General features: G+C 55.6%; 25 protein-coding genes and 2 pseudogenes. 18 read left to right on the forward strand and 9 right to left on the reverse strand.

Features of this window, described 5'->3' with window-relative positions; translation table 11 throughout:
- Nucleotides 1-691: 691 nt before the first annotated feature.
- From ACVBEG_RS16665 to ACVBEG_RS16720, 12 genes are all read left to right on the forward strand, one after another.
- The gene (locus tag ACVBEG_RS16665; RefSeq protein ID WP_447108087.1) at nt 692-2,743 is read left to right on the forward strand and encodes a VTT domain-containing protein; all 2,052 of its coding nucleotides are present in this window, start codon (nt 692-694) and stop codon (nt 2,741-2,743) included.
- A 281-nt stretch (nt 2,744-3,024) separates the two neighbouring features.
- The gene (locus ACVBEG_RS16670) at nt 3,025-3,420 is read left to right on the forward strand and encodes a hypothetical protein (protein ID WP_447108088.1); all 396 of its coding nucleotides are present in this window, start codon (nt 3,025-3,027) and stop codon (nt 3,418-3,420) included.
- 100 nt (nt 3,421-3,520) lie between these two features.
- Nucleotides 3,521-3,907, forward strand: a complete 387-nt coding sequence (locus ACVBEG_RS16675) for a hypothetical protein (RefSeq protein ID WP_323566130.1) — start codon at nt 3,521-3,523, stop codon at nt 3,905-3,907.
- Between the two features lie 129 nt (nt 3,908-4,036).
- Nucleotides 4,037-4,288, forward strand: a complete 252-nt coding sequence (locus tag ACVBEG_RS16680; RefSeq protein ID WP_322216312.1) for a DUF2933 domain-containing protein — start codon at nt 4,037-4,039, stop codon at nt 4,286-4,288.
- A 3-nt stretch (nt 4,289-4,291) separates the two neighbouring features.
- Complete coding sequence (locus ACVBEG_RS16685) at nt 4,292-6,640, forward strand: heavy metal translocating P-type ATPase (RefSeq protein WP_447108089.1); 2,349 nt, start codon at nt 4,292-4,294, stop codon at nt 6,638-6,640.
- 114 nt (nt 6,641-6,754) lie between these two features.
- The gene (locus ACVBEG_RS16690) at nt 6,755-7,027 is read left to right on the forward strand and encodes a heavy-metal-associated domain-containing protein (protein ID WP_447108090.1); all 273 of its coding nucleotides are present in this window, start codon (nt 6,755-6,757) and stop codon (nt 7,025-7,027) included.
- Nucleotides 7,028-7,055: 28 nt separating this feature from the next.
- Nucleotides 7,056-7,496: a DUF411 domain-containing protein gene (locus ACVBEG_RS16695; protein WP_447108091.1), complete on the forward strand. Its 441-nt coding sequence runs from the start codon at nt 7,056-7,058 to the stop codon at nt 7,494-7,496.
- A 241-nt stretch (nt 7,497-7,737) separates the two neighbouring features.
- Nucleotides 7,738-9,531 carry a copper resistance system multicopper oxidase gene (locus tag ACVBEG_RS16700; protein WP_447108092.1) on the forward strand — a complete coding sequence of 598 codons (1,794 nt, stop codon included), beginning with the start codon at nt 7,738-7,740 and terminating at the stop codon, nt 9,529-9,531.
- 63 nt (nt 9,532-9,594) lie between these two features.
- The gene (locus ACVBEG_RS16705; protein WP_447108471.1) at nt 9,595-10,455 is read left to right on the forward strand and encodes a copper resistance protein B; all 861 of its coding nucleotides are present in this window, start codon (nt 9,595-9,597) and stop codon (nt 10,453-10,455) included.
- Nucleotides 10,456-10,533: 78 nt separating this feature from the next.
- The gene (copC, locus tag ACVBEG_RS16710; RefSeq protein ID WP_322216298.1) at nt 10,534-10,920 is read left to right on the forward strand and encodes a copper homeostasis periplasmic binding protein CopC; all 387 of its coding nucleotides are present in this window, start codon (nt 10,534-10,536) and stop codon (nt 10,918-10,920) included.
- A 3-nt stretch (nt 10,921-10,923) separates the two neighbouring features.
- Nucleotides 10,924-11,862: a copper homeostasis membrane protein CopD gene (copD, locus tag ACVBEG_RS16715; RefSeq protein WP_447108093.1), complete on the forward strand. Its 939-nt coding sequence runs from the start codon at nt 10,924-10,926 to the stop codon at nt 11,860-11,862.
- 150 nt (nt 11,863-12,012) lie between these two features.
- Complete coding sequence (locus ACVBEG_RS16720) at nt 12,013-12,687, forward strand: heavy metal response regulator transcription factor (protein ID WP_323566133.1); 675 nt, start codon at nt 12,013-12,015, stop codon at nt 12,685-12,687.
- Between the two features lie 242 nt (nt 12,688-12,929).
- Here ACVBEG_RS16720 and ACVBEG_RS16725 read toward each other — a convergent pair whose 3' ends face one another.
- On the reverse strand, nt 12,930-13,523 hold the full coding sequence (locus ACVBEG_RS16725) for an iron transporter (protein WP_322216289.1): 594 nt from the start codon (nt 13,521-13,523) through the stop codon (nt 12,930-12,932).
- 489 nt (nt 13,524-14,012) lie between these two features.
- The gene (locus ACVBEG_RS16730; protein WP_322216287.1) at nt 14,013-14,792 is read right to left on the reverse strand and encodes an SDR family NAD(P)-dependent oxidoreductase; all 780 of its coding nucleotides are present in this window, start codon (nt 14,790-14,792) and stop codon (nt 14,013-14,015) included.
- Between the two features lie 83 nt (nt 14,793-14,875).
- Here ACVBEG_RS16730 and ACVBEG_RS16735 point away from each other — a divergent pair.
- Nucleotides 14,876-15,094, forward strand: a pseudogene (locus ACVBEG_RS16735) (tryptophan-rich sensory protein); the annotation flags it as partial.
- On the opposite strand, the gene ACVBEG_RS16740 reads toward ACVBEG_RS16735, so the two are convergent.
- The 3 genes from ACVBEG_RS16740 to ACVBEG_RS16750 form a co-directional block, all read right to left on the reverse strand.
- The gene (locus tag ACVBEG_RS16740) at nt 15,081-15,500 is read right to left on the reverse strand and encodes a hypothetical protein (protein ID WP_447108094.1); all 420 of its coding nucleotides are present in this window, start codon (nt 15,498-15,500) and stop codon (nt 15,081-15,083) included. The pseudogene ACVBEG_RS16735 and the gene ACVBEG_RS16740 overlap by 14 nt on opposite strands.
- 153 nt (nt 15,501-15,653) lie before the next feature.
- Nucleotides 15,654-15,863 (reverse strand): DUF6957 family protein, encoded by a 210-nt coding sequence (locus tag ACVBEG_RS16745; protein WP_447108095.1) that lies wholly within the window; start codon nt 15,861-15,863, stop codon nt 15,654-15,656.
- On the reverse strand, nt 15,839-16,075 hold the full coding sequence (locus ACVBEG_RS16750) for a DUF6957 family protein (RefSeq protein ID WP_447108096.1): 237 nt from the start codon (nt 16,073-16,075) through the stop codon (nt 15,839-15,841). Before ACVBEG_RS16750 ends, ACVBEG_RS16745 begins: the two co-directional genes overlap by 25 nt.
- Before the next feature lie 60 nt (nt 16,076-16,135).
- On the opposite strand from ACVBEG_RS16750, the gene ACVBEG_RS16755 reads away from it, so the two are divergent.
- Complete coding sequence (locus tag ACVBEG_RS16755; RefSeq protein ID WP_447108097.1) at nt 16,136-16,486, forward strand: hypothetical protein; 351 nt, start codon at nt 16,136-16,138, stop codon at nt 16,484-16,486.
- Nucleotides 16,487-16,626: 140 nt separating this feature from the next.
- On the opposite strand, the gene ACVBEG_RS16760 is transcribed toward ACVBEG_RS16755, so the two are convergent.
- A complete protein-coding gene (locus tag ACVBEG_RS16760) occupies nt 16,627-16,905 on the reverse strand; it encodes a DUF3391 domain-containing protein (protein ID WP_447108098.1) in 279 nt (92 codons plus the stop codon).
- A 47-nt stretch (nt 16,906-16,952) separates the two neighbouring features.
- Between ACVBEG_RS16760 and ACVBEG_RS16765 the strand changes: the two are divergent.
- From ACVBEG_RS16765 to ACVBEG_RS16775, 3 genes and pseudogenes are all read left to right on the forward strand, one after another.
- Nucleotides 16,953-17,174: pseudogene (locus ACVBEG_RS16765) on the forward strand (transposase domain-containing protein); the annotation flags it as partial.
- Nucleotides 17,175-17,360: 186 nt separating this feature from the next.
- Nucleotides 17,361-17,933 (forward strand): TetR/AcrR family transcriptional regulator, encoded by a 573-nt coding sequence (locus tag ACVBEG_RS16770; protein WP_322178512.1) that lies wholly within the window; start codon nt 17,361-17,363, stop codon nt 17,931-17,933.
- A complete protein-coding gene (locus ACVBEG_RS16775; RefSeq protein WP_447108099.1) occupies nt 17,930-18,907 on the forward strand; it encodes a DMT family transporter in 978 nt (325 codons plus the stop codon). Before ACVBEG_RS16770 ends, ACVBEG_RS16775 begins: the two co-directional genes overlap by 4 nt.
- A 212-nt stretch (nt 18,908-19,119) precedes the next feature.
- Here ACVBEG_RS16775 and ACVBEG_RS16780 read toward each other — a convergent pair whose 3' ends face one another.
- Entirely contained in the window at nt 19,120-19,431 is a 312-nt protein-coding gene (locus ACVBEG_RS16780) for a hypothetical protein (protein WP_447108100.1), read from the reverse strand.
- A gap of 247 nt (nt 19,432-19,678) precedes the next feature.
- On the opposite strand from ACVBEG_RS16780, the gene ACVBEG_RS16785 reads away from it, so the two are divergent.
- Entirely contained in the window at nt 19,679-20,329 is a 651-nt protein-coding gene (locus tag ACVBEG_RS16785; RefSeq protein ID WP_447108101.1) for a CGNR zinc finger domain-containing protein, read from the forward strand.
- A gap of 21 nt (nt 20,330-20,350) precedes the next feature.
- Here ACVBEG_RS16785 and ACVBEG_RS16790 read toward each other — a convergent pair whose 3' ends face one another.
- Nucleotides 20,351-20,599, reverse strand: coding sequence for a hypothetical protein (locus ACVBEG_RS16790; protein ID WP_447108102.1), 249 nt, complete (start codon nt 20,597-20,599; stop codon nt 20,351-20,353).
- 83 nt (nt 20,600-20,682) lie between these two features.
- Nucleotides 20,683-21,393, reverse strand: coding sequence for a response regulator transcription factor (locus tag ACVBEG_RS16795; RefSeq protein ID WP_322216336.1), 711 nt, complete (start codon nt 21,391-21,393; stop codon nt 20,683-20,685).
- Nucleotides 21,394-21,395 lie beyond the last annotated feature (2 nt).

Genomic DNA, 21,395 nt, shown 5'->3' on the forward strand with positions numbered 1-21,395 from the left:
GTTTCGAGTCGCGCGACTCGCTTTCGCTGCTCCTCTGTCCTTGCACAGCGCACTGACCGCCGCTGGCATCACCGTCAAACCTTAACCCCAATTTACCCTACAGCCTGCCGGTGAGCGGCGGGCAAGAATGACCTGTATCCAAGAGTCCAAGAGTCCAAGAAAGCTGAGTTTAGTTTGGCCGAAATCAATCGACTCGCAAAGATTGCACTCTCGGAACCATGGCCACAGCGACCTCTGCTTGCAGCGAGACGGTTATCCCGAGCAAGCGTAGCGAACCACTTGTTTGGTTGAAGTCGGCTCAGCTATTGCGTTGGTGCCTACACTGGAACAAGTTGGGTTTAACAGGCAAATGTACGGCTAAACGGCTTGTGGAGCAGTGCGGCACCGTCGAGTTGGCGTTTGGCAGCCTTTTGTGTGAGCCCGACATCCTATTTCGCATGTGCATTTTCCGCGTACGGCGTTCATCGTCACTGATGACTACGTTGTATGGTCGGCCTCCCCTTGAAATGGGCTTGATCTAAAATGAAAAATGCTCGGCACGACACTTACTCTGAAACCAATTGGGTGCTTTGAAAAACTCACCGAGGAATTTCCCGCTGCCGTGGCACCTGCGTAATAACGATTGTGCGATTTATCGGGAAGACACGTAGATTGATCGCCTTATCACCGACATTACATGGGCTGCCCACGAATGATGACGTCCCTGGTCTCATCGATCATCGAGTTCCTCACGGTGCATCCGCATGTTGCCTATCTGGCGGTGTTTCTTCTGGCACTTTCCGAGTCAATCCCGATTATCGGTGCTGTCGTTCCCGGCACCGCCGTGATCCTCGCGCTCAGCGCCTTGGTGCCGAGTGGCGTGTTATTGCTCTGGCCGTTGCTGGTCGCCGCCACTTTAGGTGCCGTCGCTGGTGATGGTCTTTCGTTCTGGCTCGGGCATCGATACCACCGCGAGATTCTTGGTTTCTGGCCATTTAACCGCCACCCTGAACTGATTCAGCGCAGCGAGGATTTTTTCAAGCGTCACGGCGCCAAAAGTGTGTTTCTCGCGCGTTTCATACCGGGCGTCCGCGCCTTTATTCCGCTCTTTGCAGGCATTCTGGGAATGGCGGTCAGTCGGTTCTACGCCATCAATGTTATCTCGGCGCTCGCGTGGGCTCCGTCGCATATCTTGTCCGGTGTGCTCCTCGGCGCAACGTTCAGCATTCTCGGTGCGACCGCAAAGCCGCTCTCGATCCTGCTGGTCGTTCTACTTGCAACGGGCTGGGCGCTCCTACATATCGTGCGTTTGACGTTGCGGCGTGGCGTCCCTTACTTCATTGACGTACTCGGGCGGCTACAGCGCTGGGCGGGTACTCACGACACCCGGCTGAGCCGCAGCCTCACCCATTTACTTGATCCTTCGCGGCCCGAAGCACGGACTCTCGCATTGTCGGCTGTACTTCTCGTCGGTGCAGCATGGCTCTTCCTTGGCATCCTTGAAGATGTAGTCACCGGTGACCCCTTGCTGCTCGCAGACAGCGCGATATACCGCGCGCTTCAGGATCTTCGTACAGCGCCAGGCGATGCGGTGATGATCGCTATTACAGAACTCGGCGACACCAAGGTCGTGATGGCGGTCACGATTGTTGTCTTGCTGTGGCTAATGTGGAAACGTGCCTGGCGTACAGCTGCCTATTGGCTGGTTGCGATTACCGGTGCTTCGGTTCTTAACACGGTCATCAAAGTTGCGCTGCATCGAACTCGACCTGGTGAGCTTCTCTACTCAGGGTGGAGCGCGTTTTCCTTCCCCAGCGGCCATAGCACCGTCAATGTCGTGCTCTACGGGTTCCTCGCTTTTCTCATCGCGCGTGAGATCCGCCCGGCATGGCGCCTCGTGGTCGCTCTCGGCGCAGCAACCCTGATATTTCTGATTGCATTCTCGCGCCTCTACCTCGGTGCACATTGGCTTTCCGACGTGCTCGGGGGGCTGGCATTTGGATCCGCGTGGCTGGCGCTGCTCGGTCTGTCCTACCTGGGGCGCCAAGCCGGACGCATTGAGCCAAAGGGCTTACTCGCCGCCGGATGTTCGGCACTGATTCTCGCCGGAGGACTCAATATTTATCGTAGCCATGCGACCGACAGCGACCGATATTCTGTCAAGGTAAGAACTCCGTCCATGGCCGCCAGCGATTGGTGGGCGTCGGATTGGCAGCAACTGCCGGTGCGGCGTATTGATCTCACTGGCGAGACAAATGAGCCCCTGACGTTCCAGTGGGCCGGTGACATGAAGGACTTGCAAGATATCCTGGAGCGCAACGGGTGGCGCAACTCGGCGGACTGGACACCGCTGAATGCCCTGAATTGGCTTTCCGTCCAGACCGACTCGGCAGTTCTTCCGGTAATTCCACTTTTCGCCAGTGGTCGCCTCCCCAGTCTGACGCTCGTTCGACCGAATAGTGGTGGTGCACTTACCAGCTCGCGCCTCGTACTACGAATGTGGGTCGTCGATTTCGAGCTCACGAACGGGCGTACTTCACCGCTGTGGATGGGCTCGGTTGTCGAGGAGCGTTTTTATCATCCCCTATCCCTCGTCACGTTGACGTCGACACAGCCCGATGTGAATGCACCACGCAGCACGCTAGCTACCGCTTTTGACGATGCGCGGCAGCTATCTCGAATCGAAGGAACGGCAGATATGGATTGGGATGGCCAAGTCCTGTTAGCTCGTCACGGTAAGGCACAGAAATCGATGTCCGATTGATCGCGACGAACTATTAATTGTCTGGATAACGTCACTGTGACCACTTTGCACTCAATGCCCCCTTAATACATATGGACGATGAAAGCGTTGCGCCCAAAAACTGATAGCAAGGAACGGCAAAGAGGGGTAAAAATTCGAAGGGTCGACGTTGACTTTACGATTTGGCCACAGCACAAGAACCGACATCCGGTTGCATACGTTGATGTGGATCAATCGCGGCGCCTTGAGGTGCTGATATTTTTAAAAGATCAACACCCGTCAATCAGTGCTGGAGACGCTGTATGTTCTCGTTTCGCCACCACCAACCAGCGTTCATACGCCTCGCCATCGTGCTGTGGGTGTTAGCGTTTGGTATGGCCGCGACACAGGGATGCCTGACACAGCCCAGCCACACTCCCGCGACAACCCATGCCTCGCTCAACACCGCGCAAGATGACGATAGCCACGACGCCCACACCCTTGGCTGTATCCAACACTGCGCCGATGCGGCGATTGCCGTGAGTCCCTCGCCGCATCTTCAACTGTCTGACCTGTCCATTTGGACGTTCCTGTTACTGATCCCTGCGTTGCTGATTTTTTACCCCGCCCCCCCTTCTGCTTTTGCCTTTCTTGCATTGCGGCACCCTGCGCCCGCCAGACCGCCCGCTCGCCTGATTTTCGTCCGCTTCAACATTTAGACCGACCTTCTGCGCGCCGAATTCCGGCCGCACTTCTTGGCTGCGCCACTCTGGCGCGGCTTTGTATTACCTGTGTTGCCCTCACCCTTTGGAGATTGTCATGCATATGTCATTGAAATTGATCCTCGCTGCCCTGCTCGTTAGCAGCCCACTCATGGCCTCGGCCGCCGATGAACCACAGCCAGAGCCGTCGTCGACCACGCCAGCTCAAACAAGTGAAATGCCCATGCAGAACAAAGCCATGACCGAGCAAATGCACAAAATGCAGGCGGCACACGACAAAGCAGCGGCCGCCAAAACCCCTGCCGAGCGACAGGCCGCCATGCAGGAGAACATGAAGACGATGAAAGACAGCATGGGCATGATGCAGAAAAACTGTAATGGCATGGGCATGTCCGGCAACAAAGACGGCATGGGCATGATGAACATGATGATGAAAATGATGGATCAGCAGTCGAGCATGATGGCGATGCCCATGAACAAGTGATCCCGAGGTAGCGTTGTAAATGCAACGGCGGTTTCACCCTGGCCAACGTGGCAAGGATGAAACCGTCGTGCATCGAACCTGTAAGACAAGACGTCCCAAGGAATACCACTCCCTCAGGAGTTCAAGACCATGATGAGTTCACCGCACTCAGCTAATACTCCTCCAACATTTTGGAGGAGCAAAACCGGCGTAGCGTTGGGCATGCTGCTGGTGATCGCCCTGTTCTATCTGGCCAGAGAACACTACGGTCATATGTTGGGCCTGCTGCCTTACATGATTTTGCTGTTGTGCCCACTGATGCATGTGTTCGGGCACCACCACGGTGGTCACAGCCATCACGGAGAAACTGCAGACTCAACCAAGGACGCGAACAGGAATTAGGTCATGCGCAACCCTGAGCTTCGCCAAGAGAACAACCCAATACAGCAGTCCGAGCCCTCCCCCGTCGGCTCGCATGACCCTGTATGTGGCATGGCCGTCAGTAACGACAGCCCGTTCAGCACGCAATATGAGGGGCAAACCTACCGGTTCTGCAGCCAGAAATGCCAAGCAACGTTCAAGGCCGAGCCCGGGCGCTATCAAGCATCTGCACCTGAAATCGAACAGGCGTCAACAGCACCGCTAGCAGCGACCACTGAATACACGTGTCCCATGCATCCGGAGATCCGCCAGATCGGCCCCGGCACCTGCCCCAAGTGCGGCATGACCCTGGAGCCGGTGATTCCCGAACTCGAGGAAGAAGAGAACCCCGAACTCAAGAACTTCACCCGGCGCTTCTGGTGGACATTGCCACTGACAGTGATCGTCACCGTGCTGGCCATGGGCGGCCATGCCTTGGCGCTGTTCCACGGCCCCACACAAAACTGGCTTGAGCTGGGACTGGCCACACCCGTCGTGCTGTGGGCTGGCTGGCCGTTTTATGTGCGCGGCGTGCGTTCGGTGGTTCAGCGCAGTCCGAATATGTGGACACTGATCGGCCTCGGCACGGCGGCGGCCTTCCTTTACAGCCTCGTCGCCACCCTGGCCCCCGGCGCATTCCCCAGCACCTTCATGATGGATGGCCGCATCGGCGTGTACTTCGAGGCGGCGGCGGTGATCATCTCACTGACCCTGCTCGGCCAGATGCTCGAGCTCAAGGCTCGCTCGCAAACCTCGGCCGCCATCAAGTCGCTGCTCGGACTGGCACCCAAAACGGCCCGACGGATCAATGCCGATGGCACGGAAGAAGACATCCCGCTGACACACGTACACAGCGGTGACACATTACGTGTGCGTCCGGGCGAAAAAGTGCCTGTCGACGGCCAGGTACTGCAAGGCGAAAGCGCTGTGGACGAGTCAATGCTCACCGGTGAGCCAATACCGATAATGAAGAGGCCTGGCGACGCGTTGATCGGCGCGACCCTCAACACCCACGGCAGCCTGGTGATGCAGGCACAGAAAATTGGGTCGGCCACCCTGCTCGCACAGATCGTGCAGATGGTTGTGCAGGCACAACGCTCAAAAGCACCGATGCAACGTCTGGCAGACGTGATTGCCGGCTACTTCGTGATCGTGGTGATTAGCATTGCCGCGCTGACTCTACTCGGCTGGGGGCTATGGGGGCCCGAGCCAAGCTGGGTGTTCGGCCTGATCAACGCTGTAGCGGTAATGATCATCGCCTGCCCCTGTGCCCTGGGCCTGGCGACGCCGATGTCGGTCATGGTTGCCACCGGCAAGGCCGCTGGCAGCGGCGTCTTGTTTCGCGATGCCGCCGCCATCGAGAACCTGCGCAAGATCGACACCTTGATTGTCGACAAGACGGGCACTCTCACTGAGGGGCGGCCAGCGTTCCATAGCGTCGAGGCTGTACCTGGATTTACTCAGAATGAAGTGCTGCGCCTGGCCGCGAGCCTCGATCAGGGCAGCGAGCATCCGTTGGCCCACGCTATCGTCGAACAGGCACGCGCTGCAGGCCTGACCCTGAGCCCGCCTGAAACCTTTGAGTCAGCCTCCGGCATTGGTGTCAGCGGTCAGGTCGAGGGTCGCCGCCTGACATTGGGCAATACCGCACTGATGCAGGAGGCCGGCGTCTCCACCGAGAGTTTGCAGGCACAGGCCGAGACGCTGCGCGGCGACGGCGCGAGCATCATGTACCTGGCAGTCAATGGCGCCCTGGCGGGTTTACTGGCCGTTGCCGACCCCATCAAACCCACCACGAAGCTGGCAGTCGAGCGTCTGCAGGCGGACGGCGTCAAGGTCATCATGGCCACTGGAGACGGCCTTACCACTGCGCGTTCGGTAGCTCGCCAGCTAGGTATCGAGGAGGTGCATGGAGAGGTCAAACCGCAAGACAAAGAACGCCTGGTCGCGGCTCTGCAACACGCCGGACACCGCGTGGCGATGGCCGGCGACGGCATTAACGATGCCCCCGCACTGGCTCGCGCCGACGTCGGTATCGCGATGGGCACTGGCACTGACGTCGCGATGAACAGCGCGCAGGTCACCCTGGTCAAGGGTGATCTGCTCGGCATCCTGCGTGCTCGTAGCCTGTCAGTAGCAACGGTGAGAAACATGCACCAGAACCTGACATTCGCCTTCCTTTACAACGCCATGGGCATCCCGCTGGCCGCCGGTTTGTTCTACCCGCTTACCGGTCACCTTCTGTCGCCACTGATAGCCGCACTGGCCATGAGCGTGAGTTCGGCGTCGGTGGTACTCAACGCTTTGCGCCTGCGCCAGGTGTCGATTGATTGAGTGACAAGGGCCGCTTGACCTTGCCATAGCAGTAAGGTTGAGGATAAGCCAAGGCCAAAGAAAAGCCTCATGCATCAGTCTTTCCATGATCAATTTTGTTGTGAGGAGTCACCAATGAAAACTGTTGAACTGCAAGTCCAGGGCATGAGCTGTGGTTCATGCGTCAAACATGTCACCGAAGCGCTGCGCCCACTTGAAGGCGTCAGTGACGTGGCAGTGGATCTACAATCCGGACGGGTGAAGGTCAGCGGCGATTCGGACAGCCATGCGCTACTCGCAGCCCTGCAGGACGCTGGCTATCCGGCACACCTGGCGACAGCCGAAAGCGTAGCCAGTAAAAAAACCTCAGGTTGTGGCGGGAACGGCGGTGGTTGCTGCTGCCGGTAATCGCTCTTTTTTGAACAGGAGAATGCCTATGAATACCAGACTGCGCATCGCTGCGCTCGCAACCCTACTCATGACCGGAGCAGCACAAGCTGCTGACGTCATCGACGTCTACCGCGACCCTAACTGTGGCTGCTGCGAGGAGTGGATCAAGTACCTTGAAGCCAATGGCTTTAGCGTGCGCGACCATGTCGAACCCAACATGAGCGAAGTCAAACAGCGTCTCGGCGTGGCTCCGCGCCTGGCCTCCTGTCATACCGCGATGATTGGCGGAAAGTTCGTCGAAGGGCATGTGCCAGTGGCACAGATCCTCGATCTGAAGAATCAGCCCGACCTCGTTGGGGTCGCGGTGCCCGGTATGGTATCGGGTTCGCCCGGCATGGAGTATGACTCGACCAGACAGCCGTATCAGGTGATAGGTCTGACTGACAGCGGCACTGATCGGGTGATCGCGGATTACCCCGGCAATTGACGATACCCCTTGGGGCGGAACACATGGCGCCCGTCGGAGCTGCCAAATAACAAACGCTGTTCAATCGCCGCGCAAGCTAGGTTGCCTTTTTGCCAACCTGACGGAAATGTAATCACTCGCAACGCTGGCCTATGGCATCTTGATCAGCAATTGGCGGTTGGCAACGTACTCTTGAGGCACGTCCAAGCCGCCCTATGGCAGCGCATTCACCTGCCCGGATTCTGACAGTTGGATACCTTCGATGCATTCCAGAACATCAAGACGCACGTTCGTGAAAGCCTTGGCGGCAGGTGGAATTCTCGCCGGCTTCGGGCTGTGGCGCAGCCCGGTGTGGGCGATTACGAGTCCCGGACAGCCCAATGTTCTTGCTGGCACCGATTTCGATCTATCCATCGGTGAGATGGGGGTGAACTTCACGGGGACGCCCAGCACCGCCATGACCATTAACGGCAGCCTCCCCGGCCCGCTATTGCGCTGGCGCGAAGGTGATACGGTGACGTTGCGGGTCAGGAACCGGCTGAAAGAAAACACCTCGATCCATTGGCACGGCATCATTCTGCCGGTGAATATGGACGGTGTGCCAGGCCTGAGCTTTGACGGCATCGAACCCGGCGGCTTGTACGTTTACTCGTTCAAGGTCAAACAGAACGGCACGTACTGGTATCACAGTCACTCCGGTTTTCAGGAGCAGGTCGGTGTATACGGGCCGATTGTCATTGATGCCAAAGACCCCGACCCCTTCAGCTACGACCGCGACTATGTGGTGATGCTGTCCGACTGGACTGATGAAGACCCCGAGCGGGTCATGAAAAAACTCAAGAAGCAATCCAGTTACTACAACCTGCACAAACGCACCGTCGGCGACTTCATTGATGATGTCAGTAAGAACGGTTGGCCTGCCACCGTCGCGGATCGGAAAATGTGGGCTGAAATGAAGATGAACCCCACGGATCTTGCCGACGTTAGCGGCGCCACCTACACCTACTTGCTCAACGGGCAGGCTCCCGACAGCAACTGGACGGGCATTTTCCGGCCTGGCGAACGGCTGCGCCTGAGGTTCATCAATGGCTCGGCGATGAGCTACTTTGACGTGCGCATTCCAGGCCTGAAGATGACTGTCGTCGCAGCAGACGGGCAGTACGTGAAACCGGTCAGCGTTGATGAGTTCCGCATCGCCGTGGCTGAAACCTTTGATGTGATCGTCGAACCTACCGAAAACGCGTACACCTTGTTCGCCCAGTCGATAGATCGCACAGGTTTCGCGAGAGGAACATTGGCCGTACATGAAGGGCTTTCAGCCCCTATACCGCCCCTAGATCCACGTCCGTTGATCACGATGAGCGACATGGGCATGGGTGATATGGCCGGCATGGATCACGGCGATATGAATGGCATGACCCAGAATTCGATGCAAGGCATGGAGGGCATGGATCACAGCCAGATATCAGATACCGCAGACATGTCTGGCCACTCGATGCAGGGCATGAGCGGCATGAGCGGCATGGGAGCCATGGAGCCTCACCCGACCTCCGAAACCAATAATCCACTGGTTGATATGCAAACGATGAGCCCCACGCCGAAACTTAACGATCCCGGCATGGGCCTGAGAAACAATGGTCGCAGGGTACTGACCTACTCAGACCTGAAGAGCACCTTTCAGGATCCCGATGGCCGAGAACCGAGCCGCACCATCACTCTGCATCTGACCGGACACATGGAAAAGTTCTCGTGGTCTTTTGACGGCGTCAAGTTCGCGGATGCCGAGCCGCTTCGCCTCAAGTATGGAGAGCGTATTCGAGTGGTTCTAGTGAACGACACAATGATGATGCACCCCATTCACCTGCATGGCATGTGGAGTGATCTGGAGGACGAAAACGGTGATTTCATGGTGCGTAAACACACCATCGACATGCCGCCAGGAACCAAACGCAGTTACCGCGTGACCGCCGATGCCTTGGGGCGATGGGCGTACCACTGCCATTTGATGTACCACATGGAAATGGGCATGTTCCGCGAAGTCCGTGTGCAAGAGTAGGAGCCAGACATGAACTTCGAAAAATCCGCTAAACCGGTACTCGCGGGCTTGGCCATCCTAGGGATGGGTATCATGCCGCTTGCGCTTGCCTATGGGCAGACCGAGCCGATGCAAGGCATGGACGGCAGCCAGATGCAGGGTATGGATCATTCCCAGATGCAGGGCATGGATGACGGCGAAATGCAGGGCATGAAACCCACTGCGCCCCAGCAAAGCCGTACACTGATCCCAGTACTCACCGACGCGGATCGCGCAGCAGTGTTTGAAAGCCATGCTGGCCACCAGATGCGCGAGCGCTCGATCAACTCGTTCTTCCTGATCGATCAGCTCGAATGGCAAGACGCCGACAAGGGCAGCGCACTGCGTTGGGAAGCCAATGGCTGGATTGGCGGCGACACGGATCGTCTCTGGCTGCGCTCTGAGGGCGAGCGAACCAACGGCGTCACTGAGCGCGCTGAACTCCAGGCTCTTTGGGGACATGCGGTTAGCCCTTGGTGGGATGTTGTAAGCGGCGTGCGGCAAGATTTCAAACCCGGCGCCCCCCAGACTTGGGCGGCGCTGGGACTGCAAGGCATGGCGCTTTACGACTTCGAAACGCAGGCCACCGCCTACCTGGGCGAGGCTGGCCAGACTGCGCTACGGCTCAAGGGCGACTACGATATTTTGCTGACCAACCGTTTGATATTGCAGCCCACCGCTGAAATGAACCTCTATGGCAAAAACGACCCTCAACGGGCCACCGGCTCCGGGCTGTCGGACACCGAGGTCGGTCTGAGATTGCGTTATGAAATACGCCGCGAGCTCGCACCTTATATCGGCGTGACCTGGAATCGCTCGTATGGCAAAACCGCAGATTACGTCCTTGAAGAAGGCGAAAACCGTAGTGATACCCGTTTTGTTGTCGGTTTGCGGATGTGGTTCTAAACCTGACCGATACGTACACCCCAAATCCATTCAAACAATAACCCCATCATCCACGGCTCAGGCCGTCAGGAGCCTTGCATGTCATCTCTTAAAACTCTCAGCGTTGTCGCAGCACTCAGCGCCGGTTTGTTGTTGAGCGCTGTTGTCCAGGCGCATCCAAAGCTGCTGTCCTCTACCCCAGCCGAGGGCGCCACAGTGGCGCCGCCGGCAAAAATCGAACTGATTTTTTCGGAAAAGCTCACCACCCAGTTTTCTGGCGCGAAACTGATCATGACCGAGATGCCGGGCATGTCTGCCCACTCCCCTATGGGCGTCAAAACCAGCGTCGCGGGCAGCGCCGATCCGAAAATGATGGTCATCACCCCGGCTGTACCGCTCACACCAGGCACATACAAAGTTGAGTGGCGGGCTGTGTCTTCTGATACCCACCCGATCACAGGCGCCGTGACCTTTAAAGTCAAATGATCCATGGACGACTCAATCTACATTAGCCTTCGCTTCGCACTCTATATCGACTTGATGCTGCTCTTCGGGCTGGCACTGTTCGGCCTGTACAGCCTCAAAGGAAAGGAGCGCACGGGCGGTACCGTATTGAACTTTGGGTCGTTGCTGGTGGGAACTGCCGTTATCGGAATACTGCTGTCGATGGCGGCCATGCTGCACATGGCCAAGACGATGAGCGGTATGTCCAGCGTCATGGAACTTCACCACCACATTCTGCAGATGATGCTGATGGACACTGACGTAGGGTTGACCTGGATGGTTCGAATAGCCTCGTTGACGGTGGCGGTCATTGCAGCGACCCTCAATCAACGGGCCCCGGCATTGAGCCTCCGGTTGGTCACACTGTGTGGGGCCATCGCCCTGGCGACGCTGGCCTGGACAGGACATGGCGCTATGGATGAAGGCTCTCGTCGCTACCTGCATTTCACAAGCGATATTGTTCATCTTCTGGCTGCAGGCAGCTGGTTGGGTGCTCTCGCCGCGTTCGCGCTTTTATTGCGCTCAAACAACCTTACGGGAGATCTGCAGATCCGGTTGTTGGCTCGAATGCTGACTGGTTTCGAATCAGCGGGGGCGCTCATCGTCGCAACCCTGGCTATCACCGGAGTAGTCAACTATCTGCTGGTTGTTGGCCCGGTATTGGAGACGTTGACAACCAGCACTTACGGAGCACTGCTGTCTTTGAAGGTCTTCTTGTTTGCGGGGATGCTGGTATTTGCAGCGGTGAACCGTTTTCACCTGAGTCCACTGCTTGAGCGATCCATTCAGACAGGCACTCCTAACGTCGCCATTAATGCCTTACGACGTAGCATGATCCTAGAGTTGTCGGTCGCGGTGATCATTATGGGCCTGGTTGCCTGGCTAGGCACCCTCAGCCCAGAGATGGAGATGTCAGCTGAGTAGACTGTAAAGCGAATGCGGGCAGTGCTTTGCAAGTTTGTAAGTTGAGCCAGTGCGCCCCCGCTGAGTCGGCCGTAGAAATTACATCAGCTTGTATTGGGGCATCGGTTTTGGCCGCAAACTGCTGCAATACAAATCGTGGAACCTGCCAACATGAAACTCTTGGTAGCTGAAGATGAACCAAAGACCGGAATTTACCTGCAGAAAGGCCTCACTGAGGCCGGCTTCAGTGTTGACCGTGTCATAACCGGGATCGACGCTCTTCAACACGTTCTGGACAGATCCTACGATCTACTCATCCTGGATGTGATGATGCCTGGTCTCAACGGTTGGGACGTCCTGACAAAGATCCGGGCCGCAGGCGTAAGTATGCCAGTGTTGCTCCTCTCAGCTCGGGATGGTGTAGAAGACCGAGTTAAAGGGTTGGAGCTGGGTGCTGATGACTACATGGTCAAGCCTTTTGCGTTCTCCGAACTGCTTGCTAGAGTTCGAACCTTGCTGCGCAGAGCAACCCCTCCTTCCAGTCAGACCCATCTAAAAATCGGAGATCTTGAGCTTGACCTACTAAAGCATCAGGCGTTTCGAGGAGGGAAACGGATTGACCTAACGGCGAAAGAGTTTTCGTTATTGGAATTTATGCTACAGCACCGTGGTGAAGTTCTTCCGAAATCACTCATTGCATCACAGGTTTGGAATATCCACCTTGAGAGTGGCACCAATGTCATCGAAGTTGCCGTGCGTAGACTGCGAGCGAAAATTGATGACCGTTTTGAATCCAAATTGATTCACACCTCACGCGGCATGGGTTATGTCATCGACGTATCGTAGATCAAATGACTCATTTGTCGGTGAGGGCCTGTCAGAGGAGTGTGAGCCACCTCCGTTTTCTTCGACAGGTTTGAGCGGTAGCTTTTGACCGTTTCTGCCCGGCACGACTGCTGCTTCACGCCCTGACGATGTCAGTTAACCTTAATCAAGTTTTTAACCTCGCTGACCGCTGAATCATTTTACTGGCATTCATGTGCCTGCTGACAGTTTGTCTGCCCCCTCCTTCGGCAAAATTGGCTCCGCTAGTTTGCTGCCGAGACGGGTTCTGATACCTCGACAAGCACACCGTCCTTCAATTTGAAGTGAAAGTGGGCGTTTACCGGTTTCGACCACAGGTCTTTGTCCTTCATTTCACGAGCGAACGTTGGAACACCAACAGTGACCGTGGCGGCGTAAACACCATCACCAGCCAAGGGACTGTTTTCAGAGTAATGCAAACCACTGCCGCCCCACATTGGTGGTAGAACCGTTTCTACGCTCTTTCCATTGGCTTTGTTCGTCGCAGCGAAGGTAACCGTGGAGTACGGGAGTCGCGTCTTGGTTGCATTGTCCGTCACCTTGATCTCGATATGATACCGCTCGTTCTTTGCGGGAACATGCTCACTCCACTGAGCAGGTGTTCCCATCTGCATCCACATAGCTTCGGCGCCCTCAAGCTCCAACTGGATTGTCAGCCCGTCGTTGATGACTCTACCTATTAGAACTGCGCTTTCCGTTGGATCTTTCGGTGAGGTGAGCGTCTTGATCTGCGGCTCTGCCGCTTGTGCAAGGCATGTGGCAACTGGCAGTGCGATTGCGGATCCTAAAGCGAACAGCAACTTTTGGGTGTTTGTCATTTCAAGTGCTCCTGGCTGAGTGAAGCTATCGCGGATGCAATTTCCAACGCCAATTAGATCTCACTGTCGTTTCCACCAATCACGTTTGAAATAGCATCAATGGCTAAGCGCATCTGTAAGCCCTTTGAATAGCTACGTTCGTTCTTCACTCTAGCCCATAGACTACCTACCGCCGGCTAGCTGTCAGAAATGTAATATTTCACACAGCGAATCAACTCTGCTCTCGCATAGGCTTTCGATTGCCGACTTCTGGCCCAGGCTGTGTGTAAAAGCGGGGGCACCTTCTTGAAGACGTCGTTGCTACGTAAAAGCTGTCAGCGCGTAGCTAGTCAGCAGACCAAAATTTTGCGCAGAAACGCGTTTTCTGTCCCGATTCTGGCCGCCAAACCTGCTCTAAAACGCTTTTTCACAGCCTCGGCCAATTTCCGTCGGTCACACAGGGCATGTTTCGACCCAACATGTTGAAATAGGTCGTCAAGGGCCCATTGCTCAGGGCGCCTTGTTTTCGATCAGACAATTACCGCCATCCACCACCAGCACTTCACCGGTGATATAGCTGGCTTCTGGAGACGCCAGAAACGCCACTGCAGCGGCAACCTCTTCTGGACGACCGGCGCGGCCGATCGGAGTGTAGGTACCGGCACGGTATTCTTCCTCGGTCAATGCCCCCGTATCAATCCAGCCTGGTGCAACGCTGTTGACGGTGATGCCCCGTTTACCGACTTCCAGCGCCAGGCTCATATTCATCCCCAGCATCGCTGCTTTGGCCGCACTGTAAGCCGACTCACCTGGATTGCTGCCGCGTGTACCGGTCGTTGAACTGATGTGGACGATGCGTCCGTAACCGCGTGTCTTCATCCCAGGCAAAACCGCACGAGTCAGCAGAAAAGCGCTGGTCAGGTTGCGCGCCAGAGATAGATTCCAGGTCGCCAAATCCATGTCCGCCACTTCGACGAAGGGTTCCGGGCTGCCGACCATAGCCATACCGGCGTTATTGACCAAAATGTCGATATGGCCGAACTGCTCATGAGCCCAATCGGTCAGCTCCTTGACCTGCAATTCGTCAGTCAAGTCGGCTGTCATCGCCCGAGCGTCTATACCCTCAGCCTGCAACTCGGCGACACGTTGCTGGATCCGCGCACTGCTGGCAGTGATCAATACACGCGCGCCTTCGCGGCCCAAACGTCGGGCGATCGCCAGACCAATACCACTTTCACTGCCCGCACCGCTGACCAGAGCGACTTGACCTTGCCACATTGAAATCGCCATTTCTTATCTCTTTGTGATCACAAATTTAATGCACGATAGCAAAAAAGCCGATGAATGCGGGTGATTCGGGAATTTGTGATCAGGCCGGGTACCGGTTGACATTGATACCTGGAAGTCAGGTGGTGCTGGCTTTATGTGTGGCGCAGATTGGCCTTAATACGCTCTGGACACCAGTGTGTATAGGTGCTCACCACATTTTCGCCGGTATGGTGATCCTGACGCTACTCTGGGTTGTGGCCGCTGCGATGGTGGTGATGGCATTGCAGCTTGACGTGATCACTGGCTTGATCATGTTTCCTTAAACCCACCAGTCACTTTTTCTGCGGGATACAACGTTCCAGCCGCACTTTTTATACGCATGTGCCCAATGGGAGCTGCAGCGAATTGCTGCAGCAGAAAGAGATCAATCGACATCCCTGGCGGTACTACCGTTCTCGACAATATGTGCCGAGGTGCGGCACCGGCCGGGATGATATCGTGCAGAAAAGCTGGGGCAGGCTCACACCGAATATCCCACTCCAGTGGGAGGTTCGCACTGACGGCCGCCGCTTTAACCGTACCCAGTTGAATGAACTGATCCGCAAGATATTCGGGCAGATAGTTGATGTTGCACCGGCTTCGCAGGCTATCTCCAGGTGAATCGAAGCTGACCACAAATGCATCATGCCAATGGCCTTCCGAGTGAGTCTGGAGCGTGATGAATCCCATACATCTCGGCAAACTGCCGAAGCCTCACTGTGCTTATTGGGGGCCTAAGTAGCCCCGGACAGCGGGGAAGATTTCCTCGACCAGCGTCGCTGAATCACTTCATTCGCGAGCAAGGCACTCCGCCCAAACATGGAGCTTTTCCCAATCTCGCAACTACCTGACGAGCCCTGAAAAATTTTCATGCAGCGCTGCGACAGCAGGCACGCTTACGTGCTTTCTTGCACCACGACCGGCCAGAATGTACAGCTTGTCTTTGCTTTCAAAAAAACAACCATGAAAATCTTTTTGATAGCTTGTGATGAAACTACCGCCATCCGAGATGCGAGCTGCGAGCTGCGCTATCGAATACGACCCGATGGGCATACAGGACTGAGGCTGCAGCCCTTCCTTCTTACCTCACTCTCTTGGGCCTCAGGGAGTAGGAGGTCGAGTATCATCCAATTTCGCACAACGCAAAACGGCTGCCCTTCGAACTCCTCGCGCGCCAATTTTATTAGCTCGTCATCATCCAGTCGCGAGCCACCCAGCGTACGCGCTGGGCCGTACAAAACATCTGCCACCAATTCCGCTTCCACACCACCGCCTACATTTTCAAACTTTTAAAAAGCTGCTCGAAAGCCATTCATGCGCAAATCTTGGCTATTTTTACCTGTCGATACCTGCATTTGTCAGTGGATCATATTGACCACGGGCACGGTGCCGTTCTCGTGCCACCAATGGCAAATGACATATCGACTGCCGCTAAACGTCTCGCAGAGCAGATAGCCCTGGAGCTGAAAGACTTTTTCGATCTTGGACGTACGGATCCTTCTTCCATCCGCAAAGCGGCCCCGTGCGTCTGTAAAAACAATGCCTATCAAACACGGCGGTTGGAATTCGGTGCAGCACAGGTACCCAGTGACGTTGACGCCAAAATCAATATTTTGGGCATCCAGAATGCTTCTCGGGATAGCCATTTCTACTTCCCTTTACCTTCGATTTTTTGATACACACAAACGCCCCTGGACGACATCAATCAACCCTGTCGAACCTGTCTAAAGCACCATTTTCAAAAAGCCAGTGAGCAACGACGTATACGCCCCCATCGACCGTGGTGACGACCTCGAAACCTTCGCGTTGGTATCGGTTATACGTCGGACTGCTTCAAGCGCGCCACACTGATCAGCGCATGGGAATTACGCAGTAACGAATTGGATATGTCCTCAACCAGTCCGCCGATGCCCTCCAGCTCAATTGCACGCCCCATGCGTAAATCACTGAACATCTCGACAACGGCTGCCTTGGAGCGAGAACACAGTTTCAGCGCCTGTGATATTTCCTCCTGCATTGATACTTGAGGCCGCGTAAGGCCCTCTATTAACAGCGCCTTCGCAGAGGCTTGAGCCGTGTGCAGGGAAACTCGCATGCACGGTTCTTAGGGGGTTGGATGCGGGTGACCGCGTCTGACTACCCGACAACCAGATCCGGCCGTGGGCCTTTGGGCGTTCGAATTTGTTGTTTGCCGGATCGCTACGCATCAGAAAACGGGCGGCTGCGATCATGAGTTTGATCCCGTCGGCGCGACTTAATGGACATGATCCATATGCCTACCTGAAGAATGTTCTCACGCGCCTGCCGACGCAGCGGGCGAGTAAAATTACCGAGCGGCTGCCGCATAAATGGGCGTCCGTTTAACCACGCGGGTGCAGGAGCGCTTAGCTAGCGTAGCGAGTTTTCTGATTGGCCAAATCCTACGATTTACTGCTGCGTTGGCATGCTGCGGTCTGTGTCGTAACGGCCATGATTCAGGTCGTATTTGGATGCACCTGAATCTTACCGGTCAGTATAGTCAAGTCCGTCACGATGCCGGAGTGCCTTAAATTGGACAATACCCGTGAGCGCTTGATTGACTCAGCGCTGAAGCTGTTTCTGTCACAAGGTATATACATTACTGGTGTGATGGCCATCGCCGCGATGGCGGGTGTTACCAAGATGACGCTCTACAGCCATTTCCCCTCCAAGGATGCGCTGATAGTGGCTTGCCTTGAGGAGCGTGACCGACGCTGGCGTGAAGAGGTAGCGCGCACCTTGGCAGGGCATCCTGACCCGGTCAGTGGCATGCTCGCGTTTTTCGATTTGTATCAACGCTTTCTTTTGCAAGATAGCGGGCGCGGGTGCCTGTTCGTCAACAGTGCGGCTGAATTCCCCCAGTTTAGCCACCCTGTGCATTTGGCAGTGAGCAGGCATAAGCAAGGGATACGCGAAAATCTTACTGCATTGGCCATGAGCGCCGGTATAAGCGACCCTGACGTAGTTGCTGAGGGGCTGTTTATCTTGCTGGAGGGCAGTTTTGTCAGCGGCGCCATGGGCCAGGACGTGCGGGTATTCGACACTGCCCGGCACGTAGCTCATTGCTGGATCCGGAAGCAGGGCCAGCAGGAGCAGAGCGTATGACCCTAGGCTTATTAGCGGCCATTGCCGCCACTTTTTCCTGGTCGCTGCTCTACATATTTCCGGGGCTGGTCGGCGATTACAGCCTTTTTGATCTGGCTGTGGTGAGCTATGCCTTTGCCGGTTTAGGTAGCCTGCTAGTGCTGTTTGTTTACCGTAGCGAAGTGCGGCAATTGCGACTGAGCGACTGGGCCTGCGCCGCACTGCTGGGCTTCTTGGGATACATCGGTTACTTCTTTCTGATTACCACTGCGGTCTTGGCAGCTGGGCCGGTGATCCCTCCGGTGATGATGGGGTCAGTACCGATCGTGCTCGCGATTGCCGGCAACATGCGAAGCTCCAGCGTGCCCTGGCGCGCCATTGCCGGGCCACTGTTGGTGGCGGCATTGGGCATAAGTTTGGTCAACCTGAGCGTGTTTGATTTTAGCAGCGCAACGGTGGTGCTTCCGCCCGGTTCGATACTGCTTGGGCTGCTCGCATCGTTAATGGCAATTGGATTTTGGACTGGTTTTGGATTGTTAAATGAAAGTGCTTTGGCTCAACGCCCAAGCATATCTCCCATGTTGTGGTCAGCCATGCTGATATTCATGTGCAGCGTCGAAATGCTGGCCTTCATCCCAGTTGGGCTGTACTTGAAACTGTCCCACTTCGCTAGCCATCCGAGCGGGTTAGCAGGTACTCAGGCGCTAATAGTCTGTGGGTTAATTCAGGGGTTAGGGGCCACCCTTGCAGGTGCCTGGGCATGGTCAATCGCAACTCGGCGTCTACCTCTGGCTCTAAGCGGGCAATTGATCGCCAGCGAAACCATTTATGCAACTACGATGGGCCTGCTCATCAACCAACGCTGGCCCTCTCCTATGGAAGCGCTTGGGACAGGGTTGCTATTCGTAGGGGTGGTGTGGGCTATTCACGCCTTTTATCGCAGGCAAACACGCTTCGAGACGCATGGTGGGATAACTGACCTTAGCCAAAACTAATGCGACTGTGCCGGTATGGGCATTTCAGGTGTCCGCTTTGGATTGATTTGGCATCATTGCCCTAAGTGTTGAGGTCGGGAAGGTGTGTTGGGCGGACGGTTACGCAGGAAAAGGTCATTTATGCGATAAGGGCGCCGTATCCACCTATTTCAGAATGCGCAAACTGCCTAACGGCCTCTTGGCAAAATCAACCAAATGCCTTTGCTGGGTATTTATTCGATAGCACCAATGGAGACCAACTCGAAAAATCTATACTTCTCTTTGGTCGCTGCTTTTCGGGCTAGCTGCTCGGCGTCGAAACGACTCAACGTATTTGCATCGTGAACGAAGAGACTTTCTTCGCCTTCAAACTCACGTGTCACCCGAAGAGTAACGCGAAGCCCAGTGGAAGCTCGTTTTTTAGGCCTCTGTGGTTCCACAGGCGTCGAGACCGGAGTTTGCTCTGGCTCCTCTGGCGCGGCCTCGACTTTGATCTCAAGCCCCAAAGCGTTTCGCATTTCTTGCTCAGTCAGTCCTGTACTCATTACGACGCCTTTCTTGAGGGGAGTTAAGTGCAGCTTTATAGACACGAGCGGAGATTGACGCAATGCCCCTGGGGGCAATCGTTGCGATCCGTCTGGAGCCGTGACACGCTTCGAGGCCCCGCCTGCTTGTAGTGTTCGCAGAAAACCAGCGAGGCTGAACGGAGTGTTGACGCCATTGCGTAGAAATCTTGTGAACACTAGCTCGCGTCCAGGGACAGCAATCAGCTCCACAACAATGAGATGACATATGTTTTCTTACAAGTGGTCTAAAACAGCGTTTGTTGCGGGTGATCGTCTTCTCGATTTTCTCAATACCGTGGATTTTTCCGGGAGAACGGGGAATCACAATCGCCTGACTAGCTACTCCTCAGTAGTGGAGTGGAGTTTAGCCGCAGCGATAATTGACTCGGCCGAGGCCCAAGCGATCTCTTTAATTGTCGCGAACGCACCGTTCCAAGCGAAGCAAGCCTTAATCGATCTAGTGCAATGGAGGGAGACCGTTTACCAAGTTTTTTCAGCAGTCTCTCAAAAAAATGAACCATCGCCCGAAGACTGGAGAATTATTGAGGTATCGATTCAAGATGCCATCTCCAGCGCCTCGCTAAAACGCAACGACATAGGCATTGCCCATTGGGTAGCCGTTTCAAACGGCTTAACGACCATCCCACAGCGGCTAGCGTTAAGCCTGAACGAGCTGCTGAGCAGAGATTTGGTTGTGAAACTCAAAAAGTGTGAGGGGTGTACATGGCTTTTCATCGATACATCGAAAAGTCATCGACGGCGTTGGTGCGCAATGGCTACGTGCGGTAGTCGTGCAAAGGCGCAACGATATAGCCAGATGACCGCATTGGATCGCGGCCGAGCTGTGGAGACTCACGTTCACAACGTTATCCTTTAATCGATCCCTGCCTGAGTAATACTACTTGGGGTCGAAATATGAGGTCTTGCTGGCTTCCAGGCCTGACCACAGTTCGTCGATGCCTTTGAAACCCCAATCTTCAACTTTCTCGCGACTGATAATTCTGTCCTCCCCTACCCGCTTCGCCAGATCCACTATGGTTTGCTCAATTGGCATTCCGGATTGAGCCGAAAAAAACACCTTCACTTTCGGGGTCAGCAGCGACTTGTCATGCTGCTCAATGACTACACCAATGCGTCCGCCTTTCACCCTAGCCAACATGCCGCGCACTGAACCTGTACGACGTTTCGCTGGATAGCGCTCCCTCAGGGTTTAGTTTAACCAAGGCCGCTCTAGCCCTCAGACTCGGCCTCACGAGGAGATTTAGCGTCGACCTCCAGACGATACCCTGCGCTTGGCACGGTCTGTATCAACGAACCGGAAAAACCTTCGTCGAGTTTGCGGCGCAAGCGATAAATATGCTTATCGATCACATTGTCGTTAGGGTCAAACTCGTAATCCCAGGCGCTCTCCAGGAGCATGCTGCGGGTCACGATCTCACCGCTGTGGCGCATCAGCTTTTCCAATATCAAGGTTTCCCGATAGGCTAGTGCGATGGTACGCCCCTGGCGAGTTGCCTGACGTGTAGCACAATCGAGATGAAGCTCCCCAGCACGGAGTGTTCGTGAAGGGCCAGGAACTTGATCCCGTGTCCGCAGCAAGGCGTCCAGTCGGGCCAGCACTTCAATAAAGGCGTAGGGTTTGGCAAGATAGTCATCGCATCCGGCCTGCAGACCTTCGACCCGTTGAGAGGTCGAGGCCAGCGCGCTTAGCATCAGTATCGGGGTGTTCAACTGCCGGCGGCGTAATTCACGCACAAGCGCCAGGCCATCCATTCCCGGCAACTTGCGATCGACGACAAGCACGTCATACAAATCCTCGAGCGCCATCGCCAAGCCTTGTCGGCCCTCTTCGGCGACATCGACGATATGACCGCTTTCACTCAAACCGCGTAACAGATAAGCCGATGCGCGAGCATCGTCTTCAATTACCAGGATGCGCACAC

Source organism: Pseudomonas sp. GG8, assembly GCF_052976945.1.

What these genes read in the sequence shown, in the direction of transcription:
- ACVBEG_RS16695 (WP_447108091.1), top strand. Translation starts at nt 7,056, where the DNA reads ATGAATACCAGACTGCGCATCGCTGCGCTCGCAACCCTACTCATGACC.
- ACVBEG_RS16725 (WP_322216289.1), bottom strand. Translation starts at nt 13,523, where the DNA reads ATGACAAACACCCAAAAGTTGCTGTTCGCTTTAGGATCCGCAATCGCA.
- ACVBEG_RS16775 (WP_447108099.1), top strand. Translation starts at nt 17,930, where the DNA reads ATGACCCTAGGCTTATTAGCGGCCATTGCCGCCACTTTTTCCTGGTCG.
- ACVBEG_RS16720 (WP_323566133.1), top strand. Translation starts at nt 12,013, where the DNA reads ATGAAACTCTTGGTAGCTGAAGATGAACCAAAGACCGGAATTTACCTG.
- ACVBEG_RS16680 (WP_322216312.1), top strand. Translation starts at nt 4,037, where the DNA reads ATGATGAGTTCACCGCACTCAGCTAATACTCCTCCAACATTTTGGAGG.
- ACVBEG_RS16675 (WP_323566130.1), top strand. Translation starts at nt 3,521, where the DNA reads ATGCATATGTCATTGAAATTGATCCTCGCTGCCCTGCTCGTTAGCAGC.
- ACVBEG_RS16665 (WP_447108087.1), top strand. Translation starts at nt 692, where the DNA reads ATGATGACGTCCCTGGTCTCATCGATCATCGAGTTCCTCACGGTGCAT.
- ACVBEG_RS16780 (WP_447108100.1), bottom strand. Translation starts at nt 19,431, where the DNA reads ATGAGTACAGGACTGACTGAGCAAGAAATGCGAAACGCTTTGGGGCTT.
- ACVBEG_RS16685 (WP_447108089.1), top strand. Translation starts at nt 4,292, where the DNA reads ATGCGCAACCCTGAGCTTCGCCAAGAGAACAACCCAATACAGCAGTCC.
- ACVBEG_RS16670 (WP_447108088.1), top strand. Translation starts at nt 3,025, where the DNA reads ATGTTCTCGTTTCGCCACCACCAACCAGCGTTCATACGCCTCGCCATC.
- ACVBEG_RS16740 (WP_447108094.1), bottom strand. Translation starts at nt 15,500, where the DNA reads ATGGGATTCATCACGCTCCAGACTCACTCGGAAGGCCATTGGCATGAT.
- ACVBEG_RS16785 (WP_447108101.1), top strand. Translation starts at nt 19,679, where the DNA reads ATGTTTTCTTACAAGTGGTCTAAAACAGCGTTTGTTGCGGGTGATCGT.
- ACVBEG_RS16760 (WP_447108098.1), bottom strand. Translation starts at nt 16,905, where the DNA reads ATGCGAGTTTCCCTGCACACGGCTCAAGCCTCTGCGAAGGCGCTGTTA.
- ACVBEG_RS16700 (WP_447108092.1), top strand. Translation starts at nt 7,738, where the DNA reads ATGCATTCCAGAACATCAAGACGCACGTTCGTGAAAGCCTTGGCGGCA.
- copC (WP_322216298.1), top strand. Translation starts at nt 10,534, where the DNA reads ATGTCATCTCTTAAAACTCTCAGCGTTGTCGCAGCACTCAGCGCCGGT.
- copD (WP_447108093.1), top strand. Translation starts at nt 10,924, where the DNA reads ATGGACGACTCAATCTACATTAGCCTTCGCTTCGCACTCTATATCGAC.
- ACVBEG_RS16745 (WP_447108095.1), bottom strand. Translation starts at nt 15,863, where the DNA reads ATGCCCATCGGGTCGTATTCGATAGCGCAGCTCGCAGCTCGCATCTCG.
- ACVBEG_RS16705 (WP_447108471.1), top strand. Translation starts at nt 9,595, where the DNA reads ATGGGTATCATGCCGCTTGCGCTTGCCTATGGGCAGACCGAGCCGATG.
- ACVBEG_RS16690 (WP_447108090.1), top strand. Translation starts at nt 6,755, where the DNA reads ATGAAAACTGTTGAACTGCAAGTCCAGGGCATGAGCTGTGGTTCATGC.
- ACVBEG_RS16730 (WP_322216287.1), bottom strand. Translation starts at nt 14,792, where the DNA reads ATGGCGATTTCAATGTGGCAAGGTCAAGTCGCTCTGGTCAGCGGTGCG.